General features: G+C 67.4%; 16 protein-coding genes and 1 tRNA gene. 2 read left to right on the forward strand and 15 right to left on the reverse strand.

Features of this window, described 5'->3' with window-relative positions; translation table 11 throughout:
• The 11 genes from fdhD to U5817_RS15390 form a co-directional block, all read right to left on the reverse strand.
• The gene (fdhD, locus tag U5817_RS15340; RefSeq protein ID WP_407277921.1) at positions 1-969 is read right to left on the reverse strand and encodes a formate dehydrogenase accessory sulfurtransferase FdhD; all 969 of its coding nucleotides are present in this window, start codon (positions 967-969) and stop codon (positions 1-3) included.
• Between the two features lie 22 nt (positions 970-991).
• Positions 992-1,891 (reverse strand): DmsC/YnfH family molybdoenzyme membrane anchor subunit, encoded by a 900-nt coding sequence (locus tag U5817_RS15345; RefSeq protein WP_407277922.1) that lies wholly within the window; start codon positions 1,889-1,891, stop codon positions 992-994.
• Between the two features lie 11 nt (positions 1,892-1,902).
• Positions 1,903-2,517: a 4Fe-4S dicluster domain-containing protein gene (locus U5817_RS15350; RefSeq protein WP_407277923.1), complete on the reverse strand. Its 615-nt coding sequence runs from the start codon at positions 2,515-2,517 to the stop codon at positions 1,903-1,905.
• Positions 2,517-5,120: a molybdopterin-dependent oxidoreductase gene (locus U5817_RS15355; protein WP_407277924.1), complete on the reverse strand. Its 2,604-nt coding sequence runs from the start codon at positions 5,118-5,120 to the stop codon at positions 2,517-2,519. Before U5817_RS15355 ends, U5817_RS15350 begins: the two co-directional genes overlap by 1 nt.
• A 188-nt stretch (positions 5,121-5,308) precedes the next feature.
• Positions 5,309-6,610 carry a DUF1329 domain-containing protein gene (locus U5817_RS15360; protein WP_407277925.1) on the reverse strand — a complete coding sequence of 434 codons (1,302 nt, stop codon included), beginning with the start codon at positions 6,608-6,610 and terminating at the stop codon, positions 5,309-5,311.
• A 17-nt stretch (positions 6,611-6,627) separates the two neighbouring features.
• Entirely contained in the window at positions 6,628-8,634 is a 2,007-nt protein-coding gene (locus U5817_RS15365) for a DUF1302 family protein (protein WP_407277926.1), read from the reverse strand.
• 35 nt (positions 8,635-8,669) lie between these two features.
• Positions 8,670-11,045: an efflux RND transporter permease subunit gene (locus tag U5817_RS15370; protein WP_407277927.1), complete on the reverse strand. Its 2,376-nt coding sequence runs from the start codon at positions 11,043-11,045 to the stop codon at positions 8,670-8,672.
• 9 nt (positions 11,046-11,054) lie between these two features.
• Entirely contained in the window at positions 11,055-12,020 is a 966-nt protein-coding gene (locus tag U5817_RS15375) for a YCF48-related protein (protein ID WP_407277928.1), read from the reverse strand.
• Positions 12,021-12,354: 334 nt separating this feature from the next.
• Entirely contained in the window at positions 12,355-14,733 is a 2,379-nt protein-coding gene (locus U5817_RS15380; protein ID WP_407277929.1) for a xanthine dehydrogenase family protein molybdopterin-binding subunit, read from the reverse strand.
• Positions 14,730-15,242, reverse strand: coding sequence for a (2Fe-2S)-binding protein (locus tag U5817_RS15385; protein WP_169129862.1), 513 nt, complete (start codon positions 15,240-15,242; stop codon positions 14,730-14,732). The genes U5817_RS15380 and U5817_RS15385 overlap by 4 nt, the downstream gene beginning before the upstream one ends.
• Positions 15,243-15,273: 31 nt before the next feature.
• Positions 15,274-16,155: an FAD binding domain-containing protein gene (locus U5817_RS15390; protein ID WP_407277930.1), complete on the reverse strand. Its 882-nt coding sequence runs from the start codon at positions 16,153-16,155 to the stop codon at positions 15,274-15,276.
• Positions 16,156-16,426: 271 nt separating this feature from the next.
• On the opposite strand from U5817_RS15390, the gene U5817_RS15395 reads away from it, so the two are divergent.
• Both U5817_RS15395 and U5817_RS15400 read left to right on the forward strand, forming a co-directional pair.
• The gene (locus U5817_RS15395) at positions 16,427-16,633 is read left to right on the forward strand and encodes a hypothetical protein (RefSeq protein WP_169129864.1); all 207 of its coding nucleotides are present in this window, start codon (positions 16,427-16,429) and stop codon (positions 16,631-16,633) included.
• 28 nt (positions 16,634-16,661) lie between these two features.
• A complete protein-coding gene (locus U5817_RS15400) occupies positions 16,662-17,927 on the forward strand; it encodes a SufS family cysteine desulfurase (RefSeq protein WP_407277931.1) in 1,266 nt (421 codons plus the stop codon).
• A gap of 18 nt (positions 17,928-17,945) precedes the next feature.
• Here the strand turns inward: U5817_RS15400 and U5817_RS15405 are convergent, their stop codons facing one another.
• From U5817_RS15405 to U5817_RS15420, 4 genes are all read right to left on the reverse strand, one after another.
• Entirely contained in the window at positions 17,946-18,302 is a 357-nt protein-coding gene (locus tag U5817_RS15405; RefSeq protein WP_407277932.1) for a hypothetical protein, read from the reverse strand.
• Positions 18,299-18,838, reverse strand: coding sequence for an FAD-dependent oxidoreductase (locus U5817_RS15410; protein ID WP_407277933.1), 540 nt, complete (start codon positions 18,836-18,838; stop codon positions 18,299-18,301). Before U5817_RS15410 ends, U5817_RS15405 begins: the two co-directional genes overlap by 4 nt.
• A 107-nt stretch (positions 18,839-18,945) precedes the next feature.
• Positions 18,946-19,036 (reverse strand) — tRNA-Ser (locus U5817_RS15415).
• Between the two features lie 114 nt (positions 19,037-19,150).
• Positions 19,151-21,208: a sodium:solute symporter family protein gene (locus U5817_RS15420; protein WP_169125776.1), complete on the reverse strand. Its 2,058-nt coding sequence runs from the start codon at positions 21,206-21,208 to the stop codon at positions 19,151-19,153.
• Positions 21,209-21,233: the final 25 nt, after the last annotated feature.

Raw genomic sequence — 21,233 nt, forward strand, 5'->3', positions numbered from 1 at the left:
TCAGTCGTCAAGCGTGAAGGGCACTACCGCGGCGCCCGTTGCGCGGGCGGACTCGTGCCCGCCGGCGCCGTCGCGGATGCGTTGCGGATGGGTGTAGACGGTCGCGGAAGCGCCGCGGACGAAGCCGCACAGGGTGATGCCGGCGCGTTCGGCGAGTTCGATCGCGAGCGAGGTCGGCGCGGACACGGCGGCCACGAGCTCGAAGCCCGCACGCGCGGCCTTCGCGACCATCTCGTAGCTCAGGCGCGAGGACAGCACCACGCCGCAGCCGGCGAGCGGCACCTCGCGCAGCAGGCATTCCCCGACCACCTTGTCGAGGGCGTTGTGGCGGCCGAGGTCCTCGGCGACGGCAAGGATGCCGCCCTGCGGCGAGAACACCGCGGCGGCGTGCGCGCCGCCGGTGGTGCGGAATAGGCGCTGCCGGCGCTGCATCGCCGCCATCAGGGCGGTCAGCTCCGATGCCGCGAGGCGCAGCCGCGCCGCGACCGGCGCGAAGTCGTCGAAGCCATCCTCGATCGCCTCGCGGCCGCCGCACACGCCGCAGGAGCTCGCGACCACCACGTCGCGCCGCTTGACCGCGACGCGCTCGGGCGCGTGGAGCCGTATTCGCACGACCTTGCGCCGGTCGGGACAGACCGCCATCGTCGCGATATCGGCGAGACCGCCGATGATCCCTTCCGAATATGCGAAGCCCGCCGCGAGCGCCAGCCGCTCGGGCACCCTCTCGGACACCAGCGCGTCACCCAGCACCCCCTCCCCGGCGACGAAGCCCGCGGCGCCGTCGTCGTCGCCGTCGGCCGGCGTCCACATCAGCGTGTAGCGTCCGACGCCTTCGACGTCGATCGTCAGCGCGTCCTCGTCGATGACGCGGCAGGTCGCCTCGCCGCGCGCGTCCCCGGCGGTCAGGCGCAGCGCGGACACCGCGCGGCTGCCGCTCGCGCGCCACATCCGGGCAATGCTCGTATGCATCGGCCGTCTCCGTTGCCGCGGCTCAGTGCCGGAACCGGTACGCGAGGCTCAGCGCAGGATCGTAGCCCCCGGCCTTGAACACCAGCACGCGGAAGGCGTAGTAGCCGGTGAGTTCGAGGCCCGCGACCGCGAGCATCCACGCAAAGTCCGGCGGCGCGGCCAGCATCATCAGCGCCGAGACGACGAAGCCCGCGCCGATCACGAGCGGCACGAACCAGCGCGCGAAGCCGCCCTGCAGCAGCAGCGCGACCGACTGCCGCCCCCCTTCGGAGGCATGGCGCGCGCCGTGCAGCAGGCTCAGCACCGTGACCAGCCCGTAGAGCATTAGCGCGACCGCGAGCACCTGCAGCAGCCTCACGATGTCGGGCCGATCCGCGAGGAAGGGCTCGCCGAAACCGAACACCAGCGTCAGCAGAACGCCGTTCAGCAGCGCATAGGTCAGGCTCGCGACGGGCATCAAGCCGCTGCTCCACAGCGTGATCGCCGACGAATGCGACATCGCGAAGCCCTGGTAGATCATGATGACGAAGCACGCCGCTAGCGCAAGCGCGGCGACGAGCTGCGACACGCCGGCGGGAAGCAGCCCGGCGCGAACGTCGATGATGTGCAGCCCGCCAGCGACGATGAACAGCACGATCGCCGCGAGCCCGCGGCTCACCCACGAGGTGCGCACCTTCGTCAGCGCCCGCCAGCCGCGCAAGGGCTGCCCGAGGTGCAGCACGTGCCCGCCGGCCTTGCCGAACAGCACCATGAGGAGCCCGGCCGTCATGCCGAGCACGAAGTCGAAGAACTGTGCGACGAAGTACAGGCCCGCGCCGGCTTCCCCGAAGAAGAAGGCCGTGGCCATCTGCACGCCCCACGCCTTCTGCAGGCCGACGCCGACGCGGAAACTGCCGTCCGCGATCCGGTTGCTCGCAATCATGTGCATCCCCTTCAGTCGATGTAAAAGACGCGCGGGTTGGTGTTCTTCTCGGGCAGCGGCTGGCGCCCGCGGCGCTCCAGGATCAGCTGCCGCGGGCGGCTCGTCGGGTCGTCGAGGTCGCCGAAGATGCGCGCCTCGGTCGGACAGGTCGCGACGCACGCGGGCAACTGGCCGGCATCGACGCGCTCATGGCAGAACGTGCATTTGACGACGGTGCCCACGGTGAAGCGCCCGATGCCCTGCTCCTCGAAAGGCGTCAGCCGCCCGTCGCCGAAAAGCCCCTTGTCGAGCATCTCCGGCTCGAGGCGCGTGCGCTGGTCGTACGGGCACGCGACGATGCAGGTGCCGCAGCCGATACACTTGTCGCGATCGACCATGACGATGCCGTCGGGACGCGTGTAGGTCGCGCCCGTCGGGCACGCGCGCTCGCACGGTGCGTCCTCGCAGTGGTTGCAGATCGTCGGCACGTAACTGCGCGTGACGTCGGGATACTCGCCGACCTCCTCCGACAGCGTCTTGGTGAAGAACACGCCGTCGGGCAGGCTGTTCTCCTGCTTGCACGCGACCGCGCACGCATTGCATCCGATGCAGCGGCGCAGATCGAAAACCATCCCCCACGTGGCCATCAGTGCGCCCTCCCTTTGGTGAACACCGAGTTGCCAGCGGCGACCTCCGCGGGCACCGAAGCGAGCTTCGTCAGCTTCACTTTCGCGACCGTCTCCGGCTGCCCGCTGCACGCGTCGGTGTGCCGCAGGTTCGCCGGCAGCAGCTGGTTGAAGTTGCCGCCGCCGTGGCGCACGCCGGTGTTCTGCGTCGCCACGCGCGACAGCGCGTTCGACACGCACACCGCATCGGGATGGACGCCCTCGGACAGCGCGAGCCTCGCAACGATCGCGCCGTACGGCGACTCGATGCGCACGATGTCGCCCTCGTCCAGCTTTCGTTCGCGCGCCGTCTTCGGGTTCAGCAGCACCGCCGTATGCACCGGGTCCTTGAACACGATGTCGTTGATCCACGGATTGCCGATGCTCTCGCCGAAGTTGATCTGGATGTCCTTGAAGGTGATCGCATACAGGTCGAAGTCGGCCGGCTCCAGGTGCACCGGATCGGGCACCGCCGTCGGCAGCGGCTGGTAGTCGCCCCACTCCCACTCGTGGCGGAACGGCACGTCGGCCACCTCCATCTTCTGGCGCAGCGTGTCGCGCGCGCGCACGATGTCCTCGATGTAGAAATGCAACCGCAGCCCGTCCCACGGCCGGTACCACTTGTCGGGGCGGCGCGGCGTCACCGCGTGGCCGTGCTCGACGTACCAGTCGAGATCCTTGCCGTTCCACAGCTTGCCCTTTCGCTCGGCGATCTCGCGGTCGCTGTACTTGCGGTTCGGTTCGAGCAGCAGCTCCGGCTTCTGGTGGAAGCCATTGACGAAGTTGAGGATGCCGTTCCAGGTCTCGAGCAGGCCGAGCCGCTCGGAGATCTCGTAGAAGATCTCCTCCTCGCTCTTCGTGTCATACAGCGGCGGCGTCGCCGGCTGGCGCAGGCACATGCCCTCGTGGTGCGGCGGCTCGATCATCGTCATGTTCCATGACTCGAGCAGATCGTGCGACGGCAGGATCACGTCGGCCCACTCGTTCGATTCGTTAGGCAGGATGTCGATCGCAACGATGAAGCGCATCTCGCGCAGCAGCGCGTACCACTGCTCGCGGTCGCCGGGCAGGTTCCACAGCGGGTTCGAGTGGCACATCAGCAGCGTGTCGGGCCGGTAGTCGAGGCCGAACTTCTCGGCGTTCGCGAGCGTGTGCTGCGTCAGGTGCCCCGGATCGACGCCGATCGGGAAGAAGCCCATCAGGTGCGTCTCGTTCGGCGGCCACGAGAACGGCACCTCGGGATGGAGCTGGTGCGGCATCGTCTGCATCATGCCGTTCTCGCCGGCCTGGATCTGCCCGCAGCCGCCGCGGATGTCCTGCATCTGGTCATCCAGCGTGACCCCGACGTGTCCTCCCGGCGTGTCGATCGCGCCGACGAGGAAGTTCACCAGCTTGAACGCCTGGTTCGCCATCGCGCTGTACTTGTGGCCCTGCGCGCCGCGATAGTAGTTGTACGCGGCGGGGCGCAGCGGCAGCATGCGGCCGTCGATCTCGATATAGGAGCCGATCTGCGCAGCCTTCGCGAACTCGCGCGCGATGCGCCGCGTCGTCGCCGCCGGCACGGTCGTCAGCGCCTCCATCTGCTCGGGCGAGCAGTCGGCGAGGATGTCCTTGAATTTCTGGAACGCCGGCCGGCAGGGCTTGCCTTCGACGGTGTAAGTGCCTTCGAGCGCGAAGTCCTTGATCTCGGGGTCGTCCCACAGCCGCGCGCAGTTGTCGACCGCATCCCACACGTAGATCTTGCCTTCGCCGTTACGCACGAAGTACCCGTCCGCCCCGACGAGGTAGGGAGCGTTGGTGTCCTTCTTCAGGAATTTCACGTCGTAGAGCTTCTCGGCGACCAGCACGTGGGCGAGGCCCAGCGCGAACTGCCGATCGGTCGCCGGGCGGATCGGCACCCACTCGTTCGCCTTCGCGGCGCCGATCGACAGGCGCGGCTCGACGACGACGACCCGCATGTTGCGCTCGACGCGCGCCTTCGCGACGTGGTTCGCCTGGGCGGCGGTATGCAGGTGCGAGGAGAAGCCGTCGCCACCGCCGTTGTTGATCCAGTAGTTGCAGTAATTGACGTCGTTCGCCGCGGCGAAGGCGGAATGGATGAACCCATTCATCGGGTGGTAGCCGCCGCCGCAGAAGTTGCCGACCGACGACAGGTAGTTCGCGTTGCCGAGCGCCGCGGGCCAGGCCCACAGGAAGAGCTTCTGGAAGTCGTTGATCGCCGGCAGCAGCTTGCGCGGGTCCTCGTCCAGCGTCTTCTTCAGCTCGCGGCCGACGAGATCCAGCGCCTCGTCCCAGCCGATCGGCACCCACTTCGGATCGACGCCGGGCCCCTTCTCCGGGTTCGTGCGCCGCAGCGGCGTGCGGAAGCGCGCCGGATCGTAGTGACGCAGGATCGCCGCGTTACCCTTCGGGCACAGGCGTCCGTTGTTGCTCGGGCTCGTCGGGTTGCCCTCGATCTTGTTCACGACGCCGTCTTCGGTGACGTGGACCCGCGTGATGCAGGAGTGAATGCACATCTTGCAGCTCGAATTGAGCCACTTGCCCGGTTTCATCGAGTTCTGCACGGGCTGCGTGAGAGTCTCCATTACCGCTCCTCGGTGGAATTGCGCGCCTGCTTCGAGCATTGAAGTTACGGCACGCCCGCCCGCCGAACTATCCCGCGATTACGACGCCTATCCCCGGACTGTCGAGATGTTTGCGCGGGCTGCGGGCGGGGGCGTTGCAAAGAAAAAAGGGCGCCCCCGGCGCCCCCTTTCGGTCTCGTGCCGCGGCCTCAGCTGCCGCGCATGTATTGCACCGAGAAGAGCTTCGTCGGGCTCATCTCCTGGTCCAGATGCACCTTGAACTTGCCGGTCGAGCAGTGCTTCGCCTGCACGTCGATGATGCTGAAGCCGTCGTTGATCGCCACGCCGCGCCCGGCGTTCTTCGGCATGTGGCTCTCCGAATCGGTGTAGGCGATGATGAAGGTCTTCCACAGCTCGCCCTTGCGGTCGTAGATCTCGTTCAGGCTCAGCGCATAGGTCTCGGCATCGACGTAATGCACGCGCTTGCTGATGACGTGGTCGGGATTGACCGGCACCGACTCGATCACGTAGGTCTTGCGCAGCTGCCACGTCACGTTCGGGAAGCACGCCCCTTCGCCGCCGAAGTCGATGAACTTGAAGCCGTCCGCCTCCTTCGGCTCCTCGGCGAGCTTCTGCTTGTTGTGGGCGTAGAACGGCACCAGCAGGTCGCGCGTGCCCTTGTATTCCCACTTCATGTCGCGCATGCGGCCGTTGTAGCCTTCGAAGTCCTCGACCATCAGGTCCGAGCCGAGGAAGGGGTCGGTGACCTGGTTCGACGCGAGGCGGCGCACGCGGCGCTGGAAGCCGAGGTACAGATACACCTCGTCGAGCTTCGCGTCGTCCGAGAAGCGGCTGATCAGGAGTTGCGTGTCCTTAAGGTCCTGCGGCTCGTGCACCTTAAGGTAGCCCGAGCGCAGCAGCTGCGACGGGTTCGGCTCGACCTCCGGGCGCGGCTCCTGGTCGACGCGGTGCTTCCACTGGATGATGTGGTACTCCTGCTTCAGCGTGCGCTCGACCTTGCCGCTCGCCATGTTCTTGTATTCCATGTACCACGGCCAGATCGTGTAGCTGTCGCCGATGCGGTTGTTGTGCTGGAAGTTCCAGAACACCTTCTCGCCGGCGCGCGGGTCCTTCGCGTCGGGCTCCTGCGGGAACGGTCGGCCGGCGACGAAACCGACCAGATCGCCGACGTTGCTCCCCAGCGATACCTTGTTGAGGTTCTTGCGTGTCGCGTCGATGTAGTTCTTGCTGATGCCGAACGAGTAGGTTTCGCCCACCGCGAGAGTGGTCTGCCCGCTCTTGATGAACTGCGCCATGCTCGGGATCAGCGCCGCCTTGGCCGCCTCGACGTTGCCCTTGTCGATGACCATGCCGGGCTTGACGCCCGCCACTGCGGGCACGCCGGCCTTGTACGGGCCGAAGCTCTTGTCGACGTCGGCCTCGGTCGCGGCCTGCGCCGTGCCGATCGCGCCGGCCGCCAGCAGCATCGATGTCATTGTCCTCATCGTCATTGTCGTCCTCCTCCGGATCAGAATTTGTACTGCATCACGAACTGCAACTCGTCTTCCTCCTGCGCCATGCCGATCGGGCCGGCACGGAAGCGGCCGAGCGGCTCGAACCCGCCCAGGCCCAGCGAACCGTCGTTCGGCCCCTGCCCCGGCGAGGCGGAGAAGGGATGGAAGGGGTTGCAGGTGCGGCAGTCGTCGAACTTGCGCGCGCCGCGGCCGACCTTGACGTTGGCGCCGATCGTGAGCTTCAGGTTGTCGCTGACGAGCCAGTCGATCGACGGCGCGATCGTGGTCGCCTCGCCCCGGAAGTCGTGGGCCATGATGACCTGCGGGCTCAGGCGGTCGTTCAGGTAGAAGCCCTTCAGGAGCAGCGTGAAGATGTTGTTGTCCTTCCAGTCGGGCATACCGACCTTGCCGAAGGGCCGGTCCTCCAGCTCGTGATCGAGCAGGTGCTGGCCGAACAGCTGCGCCGAGATCAGGAAGGCGCGGCTCTTGTTGAGGAAGGGGATGAAGGTCGGCCGATCCCAGCCGACCACGTAGCGGAACACGCGCGATTCCGAGAACAGGCGCTTGCGCAGGCCGTTCGGGAACTCCTCGCCCTCGGTCAGTGCGGCCTCGAGCCGGAACACCGACTTGATCGCATCCACCTGCAGGTCCATCGAGCCGCCGATCAGGTTCACACGCGGGAAATGCAGGTCGAACGCGATCAGGTAGGGATAGGGATGCGGTTGCGGCTGCGTGTCGACGGCGCCGACGGGGTCGAAGGGATTGCGCGCCGGGATGCCGCCGCGCAGCGAAGGCAGCTGCGAGCGGTAGGTCAGCGCGTTGAGCGAAAAGCCGACGCCGCTCTTCTGGCCTTCGAGCTTCACGCCCAGCTGCGTGTTCGCCAGCGACCAGCTCGGCAGATGCGCCTTGCGGATGCCGATCTGGTTCGGGCCGAAGTCGGTCGCCGCGAGCCCCGGCAGACCGAGGTTCGCGAAGTTCGCGACGGTGCCGCCGTTGTCCCACAGGTTCTTCATGCCGCGCATGAAGCAGCCCGCGTCGAGGATCACGTTCGGGCTGCCGCACTGGCCGATGTTGTGCGGCCGGAACTTGTCGAAGTTCCACACCACGGCGAAGTTCAGGTCGTCGAAGGTCTCGGTGGCCCCCGCGCGGTACTCCGCCTGCATGATCCACATCGGGATGCGGATGTCCTGGAGCTCGTCGTAGATGTTGTTGCGCGAGTAGTCGACGGGGTTGATGACGTCGAGCACGCGGAAGAGATCCGTGCGCCCCCACACCACCTGCTGCTTGCCGACCTTCATGAACAGGCTGGAACCGTCGTCGAAGGGCACGGAGCCGGTGACGTAGGCCTCGCGGATGAAGTCCCAGCGATCGTTGAACTCGGGCGACTCCAGTTCCTGGCGCGTCGCATCGAGATAGTCCTTGATGCAGCCGCGCGAGTCCTTGTCGCACGGGCGCACCGGCACCGCGAAGGCGACTCCTCCGTCGGTGCGGTGCAGGTGTTCGCCGAGCACGACCATCCCCTCGTTGGGGTTGTAGCGCGGCGCCGAGGGATCGGTCGAGTTGAAGCCAAAGGCGCCGCCGCCGGGCAGGCCCGCGAGTCCCGCGGTGAGCGGATTCGTCGGACTGCCGAGGCCCTCGCCGTGCGCGACACTGGACCCCGGAATGCCCACGGTGTTCTCGAGCCGTACCGCGCCGCCAGCCTTGTTGCCATAGGTGTCCTCGTTGAGGCGATAGACACCGTCGAACGTGCCGCGCAGCTTCAGATTCACACCCACGTCGTCGAACGCCCCGCGCCGGCCGAGCTGTCGGTCGATGTCGATCTTCAGCGTGTTGCGGAACTTCGACAGCCCGACGTCGCGGCGCGCGAAGGTCGCGTTCTCGTAGACCACGTCGACGCGCGCCTCCTCGTTCGGCATGTCGCCCGCTGCGGCGCCCCCCGTGTGCGCGACGCCGACGGCCAGCGTCAGCATGCCCGCCGCAAGCGGTGCGTTGCGGCTATCCTTCTTTGCGGATTTCCTCACCTTCGTCCTCCCCTCGTTGTTGTCGGCCGCTGCGCTCACGCGACTTGCAGCACACCGTCTTCGTCGAGCCGCGCCTTCGTGATGAAGACGGGCTTGAACATCACGACCCATGCCGGCATCAGCAGCATCGCGGCAAGCGCGTTGAGCACCAGCATCAGCGTCAGCAGCAGCGCGGAATCCGCCTGGAAGCGCAGATCGGACAGGAGGACCCACATGATCACGCCCGCGATCAGCGTTACCGCCGTGAACACCACCGCGAAGCCCGTCGTGCCCGCCGCGGTGCGCACCGCCCGCCCGAGGTCGTTACAGACGGCCATCTCCTCGCGGATGCGGTTCATGATGTAGATCGCGTAGTCGATGCCGACGCCGATGCCGACCGCGATGACGGGCACCGTATTGACGTTGATGCCGATGCCCATGGCGCCCATGTAGGCGTAGGTCATGACCGTGGCGAACAGCATGGGCAGCACCATCAGCCAACCGGCATGGAGCGAGCCGTAGGACAAGGTCACGAAGACGAAGGCCAGCACGAGCACGAGCGGCACGATGAGGCGGTTGTCGTCGTCGACCGCGTCGTTGATCGCGGCATTGACGCCGATCGCGCCGCCGCCAAGGCGGAGCTCGAAACCCTCGACCGCGCCGACCTTGGCGATGCCCTGCTCGGCCACGTGCACCGCGCGCCGGATCGTGTCGGCCTGCTTGTCCTTGTAGTAGAAGACGAGGTTGGCATCGCGCTCGTCGGCGTCGAGGAACTCGGCGAGCGCGCCGGGAATGGGGCTCGCCGCCATGTAGGCGAAGAGCAGCCCGCCGACCGCCGAGGCCGACTCGGGGATCTGGTTCCAGCGCGGGTCGGTGTTGTGGATCAGGCCATTGACCGCGCGCACGAGACCCGGCAGCGCCTTCGTGCCACCGAGCGCCGGATCGAGCAGCATGTAATGCTGGAACTGCTCGATCGCGCGCAGCACCTCGGGCCGCTTCAGGCCGCCCTTCTCTTCCGTTCGGGCAACGATGTAGAGCTCCTCGGAGCCCGGGAAGCGCGCGTTGATCGCGCGGGACGACACGTTGTAGTCGTGGTCCGGGTACAGCAGCGGCGAACCGGCCTCGGCCTCGCCGATCTTGACGCGCGCGGCGAGGCCGCCGCCGACGACGAGCAGCACCGCGGCGACCGCCAGCACAGAAGCGGCCGCGCGACGCCCGGCCACCGCGCCGAACACCCGCTCGACCGCCGCATGCGCCCAGCCGCGCCGGTTCTCGGTATTGCGCGGCGCGGGCAGCAGCCACAACAGCAAGGGCACGACCAGAAGCACCGTGAAGAACACCGAGAACGCCCAGAAACCGGCGTAGTAGCCGAGCTTGGTGTTGATCGGCGCCGCGCCGAGCGCTAGCACGGCGATGCCGATCGCATCGACGGTGATCGCGAGCGAGCCCGGCCGGAACAGGTCCTCGAACGCCGCGCGGGCCGCCACGCGGCCGTCGCGGCACGTCGCCAGCTCGGCGTAGTAGCGCTCGACGAGCTGGATGCTGTGCGACATCGCGCGCGCGGCGATCAGGAAGGGGATCACGAGCGACAGCGGATCGAGGTTCCAGCCCATCTTCGACACGAAACCGAGTCCCCAGATCGACGACAGCGCGATGCCGACGAGGGGCAGCGCGACGCCGTAGAAGCGGCGGAAATACGCGACCAGCAGGGCCACCATCAGCAGCATCGTGTAAAGGAAGATCTGCAGGATCTGCGGCAGGTAGGTGTAGACCCAGCCGATCAGCACCGGCTGGCCGGTGGCGTGGATCTGCGTGCCGGCAGCCTGCTCCTTCGCGCGCACCGCCTGCAGCTCGCCGAAGATCTTCTCGTAGTCGATCTCGCCCGCTTCGTTCATCTGCGCCTTCACGAGCGCCGCCTTGGCGTCGGGCGACACGAGCAGGCCGTAGATGCGCGGGTTGGCGCGGACCTCCTTGCCGAGCGCCTCGAGCTCGTCGGCCGACAGCGCCGGGCGCTGCGGGTCGTAATACGGCTGCGAGCGCATCTCGCCGTCCTCGGTCAGCCAGATCTTGCGCGACGTTCTATGCGTCAGGCTGGAGACGAGGTTGTGATTCACGCCCGACAGGCTGTCCACGGCCTGCGTGACGCGGTGGATGCGCGCCAGCGTGTCGTTGGTGAAGATCGTGCCGTCCTCGACCTCGACCGCGACGACGATCTGGTTCGCCCCGCCGAAGGTGTCGCGGATCTCGTTGTGCAGGCGGATGAAGGCGTGGCCCTGCGGGAGCAGGTCGGCGAACTCGGTGTGCATCTTCAGCGCCGGGATCTGCAGCGCGAAGTACGCCGTGACCGCGAGGATCACCGCGAGCACGAGGCGCGGGAAGGCGAAGACCTTCAGTTCGAGTTCGTGCAGCGCGTGGGTGAATTGGTGTCGCACGGCCTCTCCTTACTTCGCGGTCGCAGGGGTCAGGGAAACGATGTCGAGCGTGCCGGCGCCGCCGGCGACGAGCAGCCCGCGCCCCGCGAGCGAGAAGCCGCTGCGCAGGTAGGGCGCGGGCCGGCCCTCCACCGGGCGCCACTGCCCGTCGGCCAGCGCGAGCACCAGCCCGTTCGCGCCGAGCGCGTACACGCGGTCGTCGTGGCGGGCGAGACCGTACATCGGTGCGCCGGTCGGATTCGGCTGCTTCTGCCAGCTCGCGCCGCCGTCGTTGGTGTGCAGGATCGTGCCCGCGAGCCCGCTGACCCAGCCGGTCTGCGCATCGGTGAAGAGCGCGCCATACGGGTAGAAGTCGTTCGGGATCGGCGTGCCCGCCTGCCAGCTCGCGCCGCCGTCCTGCGTCGTCAGGAAGCTGCCGAACTCGCCGGTAATGACGCCGTTCTGCGCATCGACGAACTGCACCGTCGTGAACATCTGGTCCTCGCCGAGCGACGCATCGCGCCACGTCGCGCCGCGGTCCGCACTCGACAGGATCGAACTCTCGCTGCCGACGACCCACAGCTGCCCCGTGGGGTCGCAGGCGACCGCGAGCGGCGTCGCCTCGCTCGTGATCGGGCGCGCCGTCCAGGTGGTCGCCGCGGCGTCGCCGATCCACACGCGGCGGCCGAAATCGAGGGCGACGAAGCCACCATCCGGGCACACCGCGACGCCGATCAGCGATGCGCCGGCATCGACGACCTGGCGCCGCCAGCTCTTGCCGCCGTCGGCCGACGACACGACGACGCCGTTCGCGCCGACCGCGACGAGCACGCCCGGATTCGCGACGGCGGCCTGGAACTGGTCGGAGCGCAACACCGGTGCGGACTGCGTCTCGGCAAGCTCCGCGAGGTTGGCCGACGCGCTGCAGCCGAGCAGTGCGGACGGCGCGAGCGCGAACGGCAGAAGCCAGGTACGGATGCGGTCAATCCCAGTCATGAAGTCCCCTTGCGATCAGCAATGACACCCCCTGCACGGGGGCGGCGAACTCTTGGGCTGGGGTTGGATGTCCCGACGCGCACGACACCCGCGCGCCGGCGCATCTGCGACTCGGCCGATTCCGCTTCCGGCTCTGAGATCGGGGTCACCTCCCGACGTCGCGCGACATCGGAAAGGTAAGGATTTAGGGGATGGGGCCGCTATCCGGGGACTGCGGCGCTTATCCGCGGACTACGGATCGTTTCGCGCGCGCATCGGGGGCTGCGGCGCGTCAAGGGTCATGGAAACGAAACGGCCGCCCGAAGGCGGCCGTGCACCGGCGGAACGCAGGCCTTCAGCGGCGGCGGATGCTCGCGTAATCCCTGACGCCCTTCTCCAGGATGCCCTTCAACACCTTCTCCGGCGTGATCGGCGCCTCGGTAAACTGGATCCCGATGGCGTGGAAGATGGCGTTCGCCACCGCGCCGATCGGACTCACCAGACCCGACTCGCCGACGCTCTTCGCGCCGAAGGGGCCGACCGGATCGGCGTCCTCGACGAGGATCGTCGTGATCTTCGGCATGTCCTCGGGGCCGAACATCTTGTAGTCGGTGAAGCTGTTGTTCTGCACCCGTCCCTTGGCGTCGTAGTCCATCTCCTCGCTCAGCACGAAGCCGAGCCCCTGCTGGATCCCCCCTTCGAGCTGCCCCTCGACCGCGGCCGGGTTGATCGCGCGGCCGATGTCGTGCGCATTGACGAGCTCGATCACGCGCACCTCGCCCGTCTCGGTGTCGACCTCGACCTCCGCGAACGACGCCCCGAAGGGCGGCGAGTTGTGCGGGGCGAAGAAGCTCACGTAGCCCTGGATCTGCCCTGGCACCCCGCCCGGTTCGCCGGTCATGGGGTCGACGAAGTGATACACGCCGGCGCGTGTGATTGTCTCAGCCTCAATGCCGCGCGCCGGGTCCGCCTTGACGAAGATCCGCTTGTCACGGATGTCGAGTTCGTCGGCGGGAACGCCCAGCTGCAGCGACGCACGCTCGAAGAGCTGGCGCTTCGCCTCCTCGCAGGCCTTCTTCACCGCCGCGCCGCCCACGTAGATCGTGCGGCTCGCATGCGCGCCGATGTCGAAGCCGGCGACGTCCGACGTGCCGCCCGAGAGCTGCACATGCTCGAACGGAAAGCCCAGCGTCTCGGCCGCGATCTGCTTCAGCGCCGTGTGCGAGCCCTGCCCCATGTCCGAGCAGGCGAACAGGACCTCGGCGGTCGCGTCCTCGTTGAGCTTCACGGTGCAGGCGGTGTGCTCCAGCAGCATCGGCATCGCGCCGCTGGTGTGGTTCATCACCGCGACGCCCACGCCGCGCCGGATCGTCCCCTCCTGCTTCGCGTACTTGCGCCGCTTCTCGGTCCAGCCGATCGCCGCCGCACCGCGGTCGAGGCACTCGTCCAGCGCGCACGACGGATAGGTCACGCCCGGGCACCAGCCGTCGTCGCCGACACCCTTGTGCCATTTCTTGCGCCATTCGACCGGATCGGCGCCGAGCTCGGCGCATCCCCGATCGATGAGCTGTTCGAGCACGAAGTTGGTCTGCGGATTGCCATAGCCGCGGTACGCGCCGGTCAGCCCCTGGTTCGTGAAGTAGGACTCGCCGCGGTAGCGCAGCGCTGGGAAGCGGTACATGCCCCCGAGCCAGGCGCCGGCCGTGAAGGCGGTGCCGGAGGCGTCGAGGTAGTAGGCCCCCTTGTAGTTCTCGAAGCGCGCGTCACACGCGAGCGGCGTGCCGTCGCGCTTGAAGCCTATCCTCATCCAGTACTTGCCCGGGTGGCGGCTCGGCGAGATCACCCAGTCCTCCTCGCGCAGCGTCTGCAGCTTCACCGGATGGCCGGGCACCGCCAGCGCCATCGCGCAGACCTGCGGCTCCGAGATCATGCCGAGGCGCGTGCCGAAGCCGCCGCCGATCACGGTCGGGACGATCTTCATGAGATTCATCGGCAGGTCGAAGAGCTTCGCGAGCTTGCGCTGCACGAGCTTGGGCATCTGAGACGAGGTCCAGCACGTGAGCCGCCCGCCGCTGTCGACCTTCGCGACGTAGGCGTGCGGCTCCATCTGGCATTGCTTCTGTTTGGGGACGTAGAACGCGTCCTCGACCACGATGTCCGCGTCCCGCATCGCGCCCTCGACATCGCCGCCGCCCAGCGCGTGGTTCGGGAACATCGCCTCGGGCAGCTGGAACGCCAGGTTGCCGGGTTTCTCCGGCGTGAACTGCACCGCCCCGGGCGCCCGCGACGCCTCCGCGGTCAGGTACACCGGCAGCGGCTCGTATTCGACGATCACTCTCGCCGCGGCGCGTTCGGCCGCCTCTTCGGAGCGCGCGATGATCCCGCAGATCGCATCGCCCTGGAATTTCACATGCTCGGTAAATATCGGCTGGTCGTCGATGTCGCCGAGCATGTCGTGCATCGACTCGGACACCATCAGGTCGAGCACCGACGAGTTGTAGCGCTTGGCCGTGACGTCCTTCGGCCCGATCACGCGCACGACGCCCGGCGAGGCCGCCGCCGCCGAGAGATCCAGCCGCTTCACGCGCGCGTGGGCATGTTCCCAGCAGCGCACCACCTTGCCGTACAGCATGCCCGGCAGCTGGATGTCCGCCGCGTACTGCGCCTGCCCGGTCGCCTTGTCGCGCACGTCCACGCGCGGCGCGTTGGTGCCGACGATCGCTTGCTCGCTCATTGCACGACCTCCTTGCAGGGCTCGACCGCCACGGCACGGCCCGGCATCGTCTGCGCCGCCTTTTTCACCGCCTTGACGATCTTCTCGTAACCGGTGCAGCGGCAGATGTTGCCCTCCAGCGCATGCCGGATCTCGGCCTCGCTCGGGTCGGGGTTCGTCGCGAGCAGGCTCGCCGTCTTCATGACCATGCCCGGCGTGCAGTAGCCGCACTGGATCGCAGCCTCGTCGACGAAGGCCTGCTGGATGTGGTCGAGCCGGCCGAAGTCCGCCCGCCCCGCGACCGTCGCGATGCGCTTGCCGTCCATCGTCGCGGCGAGCGTCAGGCAGGAATTGATCGCCTTGCCCTCGACGACTACCGTGCAGGCGCCGCATTCGCCGGTGCCACAGCCGTATTTCGTCTCCGTCATGCCGAGTTCGTCGCGCAGCACGTCGAGCAACGTGCGATTCACGGCGACGTTCAGCCTGTACTCCTCACCATTGATATGGAGCGTGATGTCCCGGTTCTTCATTCTGGTCTCCTCGTCTTCTTCGGCCGCGGGCTCAGGCGGCGCCGCAGGCTTCCTGGATCGCGCGCTTGAGCAACACGCCCGACACCTGCTTGCGGTATTCGGCAGTGGAGCGCTTGTCGTCGATCGGGCTGATCTCCCACGGCACCGACGCGGCGACGCGTTGCAGCACCTCCGGCGTGAGTTCATGGCCCTTGAGCAACGTCTCGGTCTTGGTCAGCCGCAGCGGCGTGGGCGCGACGCAGCCCATCGCGAGGCGGGCGTCGACACAGGTGTTGCCCTCCATCTCGAGCCGCACCGCGACGTTGAGCTTCGCCAGGTCCTCGCTCGTGCGGGTCATGCGCTTGAAGGCGGAGCGGGAACCGGCTGCGGGCGGCGGCAGGATCAGTTCGACGGCGAGCTCGTCCGGCAGCCGTGCGGTGACGCCGTACGACAGCCAGAAGTCATCGATATCGACCTCGCGGCGGCCGGACGCCCCGTGCAGCACGACGACGCCGCCGATCGCGTAGATCGCGCAACTGCAGTCGCCGGCGGGCGACGCGCGCAGCAGGTTGCCCAGCACCGTGGCGGTGTTGCGCACCTGCCCGGTCGCGAAGGTCTGCGCGGCATGCCACAGGGCGCGGTAATGCCGTTTCACATCCGGGTCCGCGAGCAGCTCGGCGACGGTCGCCTTGGCGCCAATGCGCAGGCCCTTTTCGGGGTCGAACAGCACGTAGCCGAGACCCGGAACGTTCTCCAGGCTCATCACGAATTCCGGCAGCTTGGCGGGCGACTGCGCGAACTTCATCGCAACCATGACGTCGGTACCTCCGGCCATCACGGTGATCCGCTCACGGTGCGTCGACAGCAACTCGACCGCCTCGGGGATGCTCCGAGGAAGCAACAGGTCAAAATCCGGCAATATTCGACTGCTCATGAAGTCACTCCTTCGCGAGATGCAGGCAGGGTGGATCGCACGGCACGGATGGACCGCGCATCCGCGTATTGAAACGGCGGCGGACCCGTGACGGCTATCCGGCGCGTACGGCGCCTATCCCCGGAGTTCGGATAATTCGCCGCGGGGGCGAATGCGAACGGCGCGAGGCCACCCATACCGCATGGGGGGGACGCCGACGGCGGCGCGTGGCTATAGTCGGCTCACGTACCACCGCATCGACGCTGCGTCGATTCACACGAGGAGAAACGCCATGGCTTCCCAATACGATCCGATGGTCCCGGTGATGGATGCCGAGGGTGACGACACCGACGTGGCCGGCATTCCGTTTCCCGCCCGGCGCTGCGCCGAGACGCTGGACTTCCCGGCCATGCCGGACGGCGATTCCTTCCTCGGTGAGGTGCTGGCGTTCATCCGCAGCACGGCCGAACGGAGCGGCGCCGCTGCGGCGGGCCGATGACTGCAATGACACGCGGGAGGGACAGGCGATGACGACGGTCACGATGAACCGCGACGAAACCGCCCCCCGCCGCGATCTCGCGCAGTTCCGCGCCGATTTCCCCATCCTGCGCACGCGCGTGAACGGCCAGCCCCTGACCTACCTCGACAATGCCGCGACCACGCAAAAACCCGACGCGGTCGTCGACGCCGAGGCAGACTTCTACCGCACTGCCAACGCCAACGTGCACCGCGGCGTGCACGCGCTGAGCCAACGCGCCACCGACGCCCACGAGGCGGCGCGCCACAAGGTCAGGTCATTCATCAATGCGCACGCCGATGCCGAGATCATCTTCGTGCGCGGCGCCACGGACGCGATCAACCTCGTCGCGCAAGGCTTCGCCGAGCCGCGCCTCGCCGCCGGCGACGAAATCGTCGTCAGCGCGCTGGAACACCATTCCAACATCGTGCCGTGGCAGATGGCGTGCCGGCGCGCAGGCGCGGTGCTGCGCGTGGTCCCCGTGGATGACGCCGGCGAATTCGACCTCGACGCGTATGCGGCGCTGCTGAACGGTCGCACCCGCCTCGTGGCCGTGACACACCTGTCGAATGCGCTCGGGACGATCACGCCGGTCCGGCGCATCATCGACCTCGCCCACGCCCGCGGCGTACCGGTGCTGCTCGACGGTGCGCAGGCGATTTCGCATCTGCCGGTCGACGTGCGCGCGCTCGACTGCGACTTCTATGCGTTCTCCGCGCACAAGCTCTACGGCCCGACCGGCATCGGCGTGCTGTACGGCAAGACGGAGCACCTGCAGGCGATGACGCCGTGCCATGGCGGCGGCGACATGATCCGGTCGGTGAGCTTCGACGCGACCGAGTACAACGAGCTGCCCTACCGGCTCGAAGCCGGCACCCCGCACATCGCGGGCGTCGTCGGACTGGGCGCGGCGCTCGACTATGTGAGCGCCATCGGGCTCGAACACATCGCGGCGCACGAACGCGAACTGCTGCACCACGCGACGCAACGGCTGGCCGACATTCCCGGACTGCGCATCGTCGGGCGCGCTGCGGAAAAGGCCAGCATCCTGTCCTTCACGCTCGACGGCATCCATCCCCACGACATCGGCACGCTGCTCGACGATAGCGGGATCGCAATCCGCGCCGGCCACCACTGCGCGATGCCGCTGATGCAGCGCCTCGGCATCACCGGCACCGCACGCGCATCCTTCGCGCTGTACAACACGCACGAGGACGTGGACCGGCTCGCCGCGGGCATCCGGCGGGTGTGGGAGACGCTCGGCGCGATTCCGTGATTCGCGCCGGAACGCGCGTCATGCCATCATTCCCACCGCCGCCCCATGCCGGGTCGCCTCCGCCAGCCGGCGCGGCACCCAGGCGCCACCGGCGATGAAGACCTGCAGGACCCTGCCGTCCGACTTCAGCGCATCGTAGAGCTGCGGCTGCTGCACCGTACCGTACATCAGCACGACGCTGTCGAAGCCTTCCATGCGATAGGTCTGGTCGCCCCAACTGGAGACGAATTCGCGCGCGTCCGGCGCGATGCGGCGGAGGATTAGGTTTGGGTGCGCCTTCACGCCGCAGCGCTCCATGCGCTTCAGCACCATGCCGATGGAGTAGCGGGCGATTTCGGTGGCGACGATCACCGCGTCGGGTTGCAGCGCCTTCAACGCGCCGAGGTCGGCGGCGGTTTCGAGGCGGACGTCGACACCGAGGCGCGCGAGCGAGTTCTCCTCGAAATACACCTGGTCCCGAAGGAATCGCGCCCGGGCGCCTTGGCGGCGAGGAGCAGCTGCCCGCCGAGGCGCTTGCCCTGCTCCAGCAGCGTGACCTTGTGGCCACGCAAGGCGGCGATCCGCGCGGCTTCACAGCCGGCCGCGCCGCCGCCCACCACGACGACATGGCCGGGCTTGTCGGCGGCACGGAAGTCGGCCTCCCACTGCAGCTCGTTGCCGATCGTCGGGTTGATCGAACAGGTCGGCGTATACGGGATATACGCGGGCTCGGACGCTTCGTCGATGCAGCGTGTGCAGCCGATGCAGCGACGGATTTCGCCGAGACGGCCGTCGCGTGCCTTGTTGGCGAAGTCAGGGTCCGCAATGCCGGCGCGCACCATGCCGACGAGGTCGCAGAAGCCGCCCTTGAAGATGGTCAAGCCAATGGACTCGCCACCCAACAAAGACTCACGGCAGTTGTCCATAAACATCCAACCACGTTCAACCGAAGCCAGCCTGCCATGGCACACTGAGTGGCATACCGGATGACGCCTGAAAAGAAAAAGCCCTTGATAATCAAGGGCTTTTTCTTTTGTTCTGGCGGAGAGAGCGGGATTCGAACCCGCGTCAGGGTATTACCCTGAACACGCTTTCCAGGCGTGCGACTTAAACCACTCATCCATCTCTCCGTGGAAGGCGCGCATTGTAGCAGAACGCCCGCGATAAGAAACCCCACTTTCGCCATCATTTCCCGTCCGCCGCAAATCTCCCCTACTCCCCCGGGCAGGCGCAGCGCGCGGGTCTTACTTCGACTCCGTGAAGATGCCTGGATCATCGGCCGGCAGGCGCGGGTAGCGCACGTAATCGACAAGCGCCCGCACCTCTGCCGGCGGAGGCGGAGTGAGCAGGCTGACGAGGACGATCGTGAGGAAACCCAGCGGCACGCCGAACACGCCGCTCGAAATCGGGCTGATGTCGAACCACGCGTTCTCCATCGAGCCGCCGAAGAAGGCGTGTGTGCGGACGAAGTAGTAGATGGTTACGGCCGGCCCCGCGAGCATGCCTGCAACGGCACCGGGCCGGTTCGCGCGCTTCCAGAAGATCCCCAGCACGAGCGCGGGGAAGAAGGCCGCCGCGGCAATCGAAAAGGCCAGCCCGACCATGAACAGGATGTTGTCCGGGCGCAAGGAGGCGACCCACGCGGCCACCACGGCGACCACCAGCAATTGCGACTTGGCGATGACCAGCCGGCGCTGCGTGCTGGCACCCGGGTTGATGACCTTGTAGTAGAGGTCGTGCGACAGCGCATTGGAGATGGTAAGGAGGAGGCCGTCGGCGGTTGACAGTGCGGCAGCCAGGCCGCCCGCGGCGACGAGACCCGAGATGACGTAGGGCAAGCCGGCGATCTCGGGCGTCGCGAGCAGGATCACGTCGGTGTTGAGGCTGAGTTCGGCCAACTGGAGGATACCGTCGCCGTTGATGTCCTCGATGTTCACCATGCCCACCTTGCCCCATGAGACGAGCCAGTTCGGCAGCATCGCAATGCTGGTGCCGATGAGGTTGTTGTACACCTCCCACTTCGCGAACACCGCGTAGGCCGGCGCCGTGACGTACAGGAGGAAGATGAAGAACAGCGCCCAGAAAACCGATTTGCGCGCCTCGACCACGCCGGGCGTGGTGTAGTAGCGCATGAGCACGTGAGGCAACGCGGCGGTCCCGACCATCAGCACGAAGACCAGAGCGAGGAAGTTGTTGCGTGCGGCCTCGCGCCGCTCCGGCGTATCGCCAGGGTGGGCCTGGGCGTGCCGCGGCGGGGGGCGCGACCGCTCTATCGCGTCGACCCGCGCCCGCTCCCAGAGTTGGCGAGCCTGCTCGGGCGTGCGCGGGAGATCGCGCAGCGCACGCTCCATGTGTGCGATGTCGCGCGCCGGGGCGTTGTTCAGGCGCAATGCGTTGAGGCGCTCGATGAGCTCGCGCCGCTCCGCGTCGAGCGAATCGGGCAGATGCTCGATCTTGGCAACGTAATCACTGGCACGCTGCTTGAACTGCTTGCGCACCGCCACCTCTGCGTCGTCGGTGAGCAGCTCGCTTTCCTTCTCGGAGAGATTGCCGAGCACCGTGCCGTACATGGCCGGCGCGACCGGTATGCCGGTGACCTTGTAGGAAAGGATCGTGACCGGCACGAGGTACGCGACGATCAGGATCACGTACTGGGCGACCTGAGTCCAGGTCACAGCCCGCATGCCGCCGAGGAAGGAGCACACGAGGATGCCTGCGAGGCCGACGAAGAGTCCGATCTCGAACTCGACGCTGACGAAGCGACTGGTGATCAGGCCGACCCCGTAGATCTGCGCAACCAGATAGACGAAGCTGGCGATGACGGCGGCGACCAGGCCCACGACGCGCGCGGCGTTGCCCTGGTAGCGCGCCCCGAGGAAGTCCGGAATCGTGTATTGACCGAACTTGCGCAGGTAGGGGGCGAGCAGGAGCGCAACGAGCACGAAGCCGCCCGTCCACCCGGTGACGAAGGCAAGCCCCTCGAAGCCGGAGAAGTACAGCGTGCCGGCGAGGCCGATGTACGAGGCCGCGCTCATCCAGTCGGCTGCTGTCGCCATGCCGTTGAACATGGCAGGCACGCGGCGCCCCGCGACGTAGTACTCGGACACGTCGGCAGTGCGGCTCATCACGCCGATGCCGGCGTAGATCGCGATGGTCGCGAACAGGAAGACATGCCCGATCACGCCCGGCGACATGCCCATCTGCTCGCCGATCGCCAGCACCCCGACGAAGCCGATGAAACTGAGCGTATACCAAAGGTAGTACCGGCGCAGGCGGCGCGCGAAGGGCGACGGTCCGGTCATGCGGGCAGTCGTCCGTTCGGGCGGC

Origin of the sequence: Aromatoleum evansii (assembly GCF_045689615.1) — a bacterium.
GTDB classification, from domain to species: domain Bacteria; phylum Pseudomonadota; class Gammaproteobacteria; order Burkholderiales; family Rhodocyclaceae; genus Aromatoleum; species Aromatoleum evansii.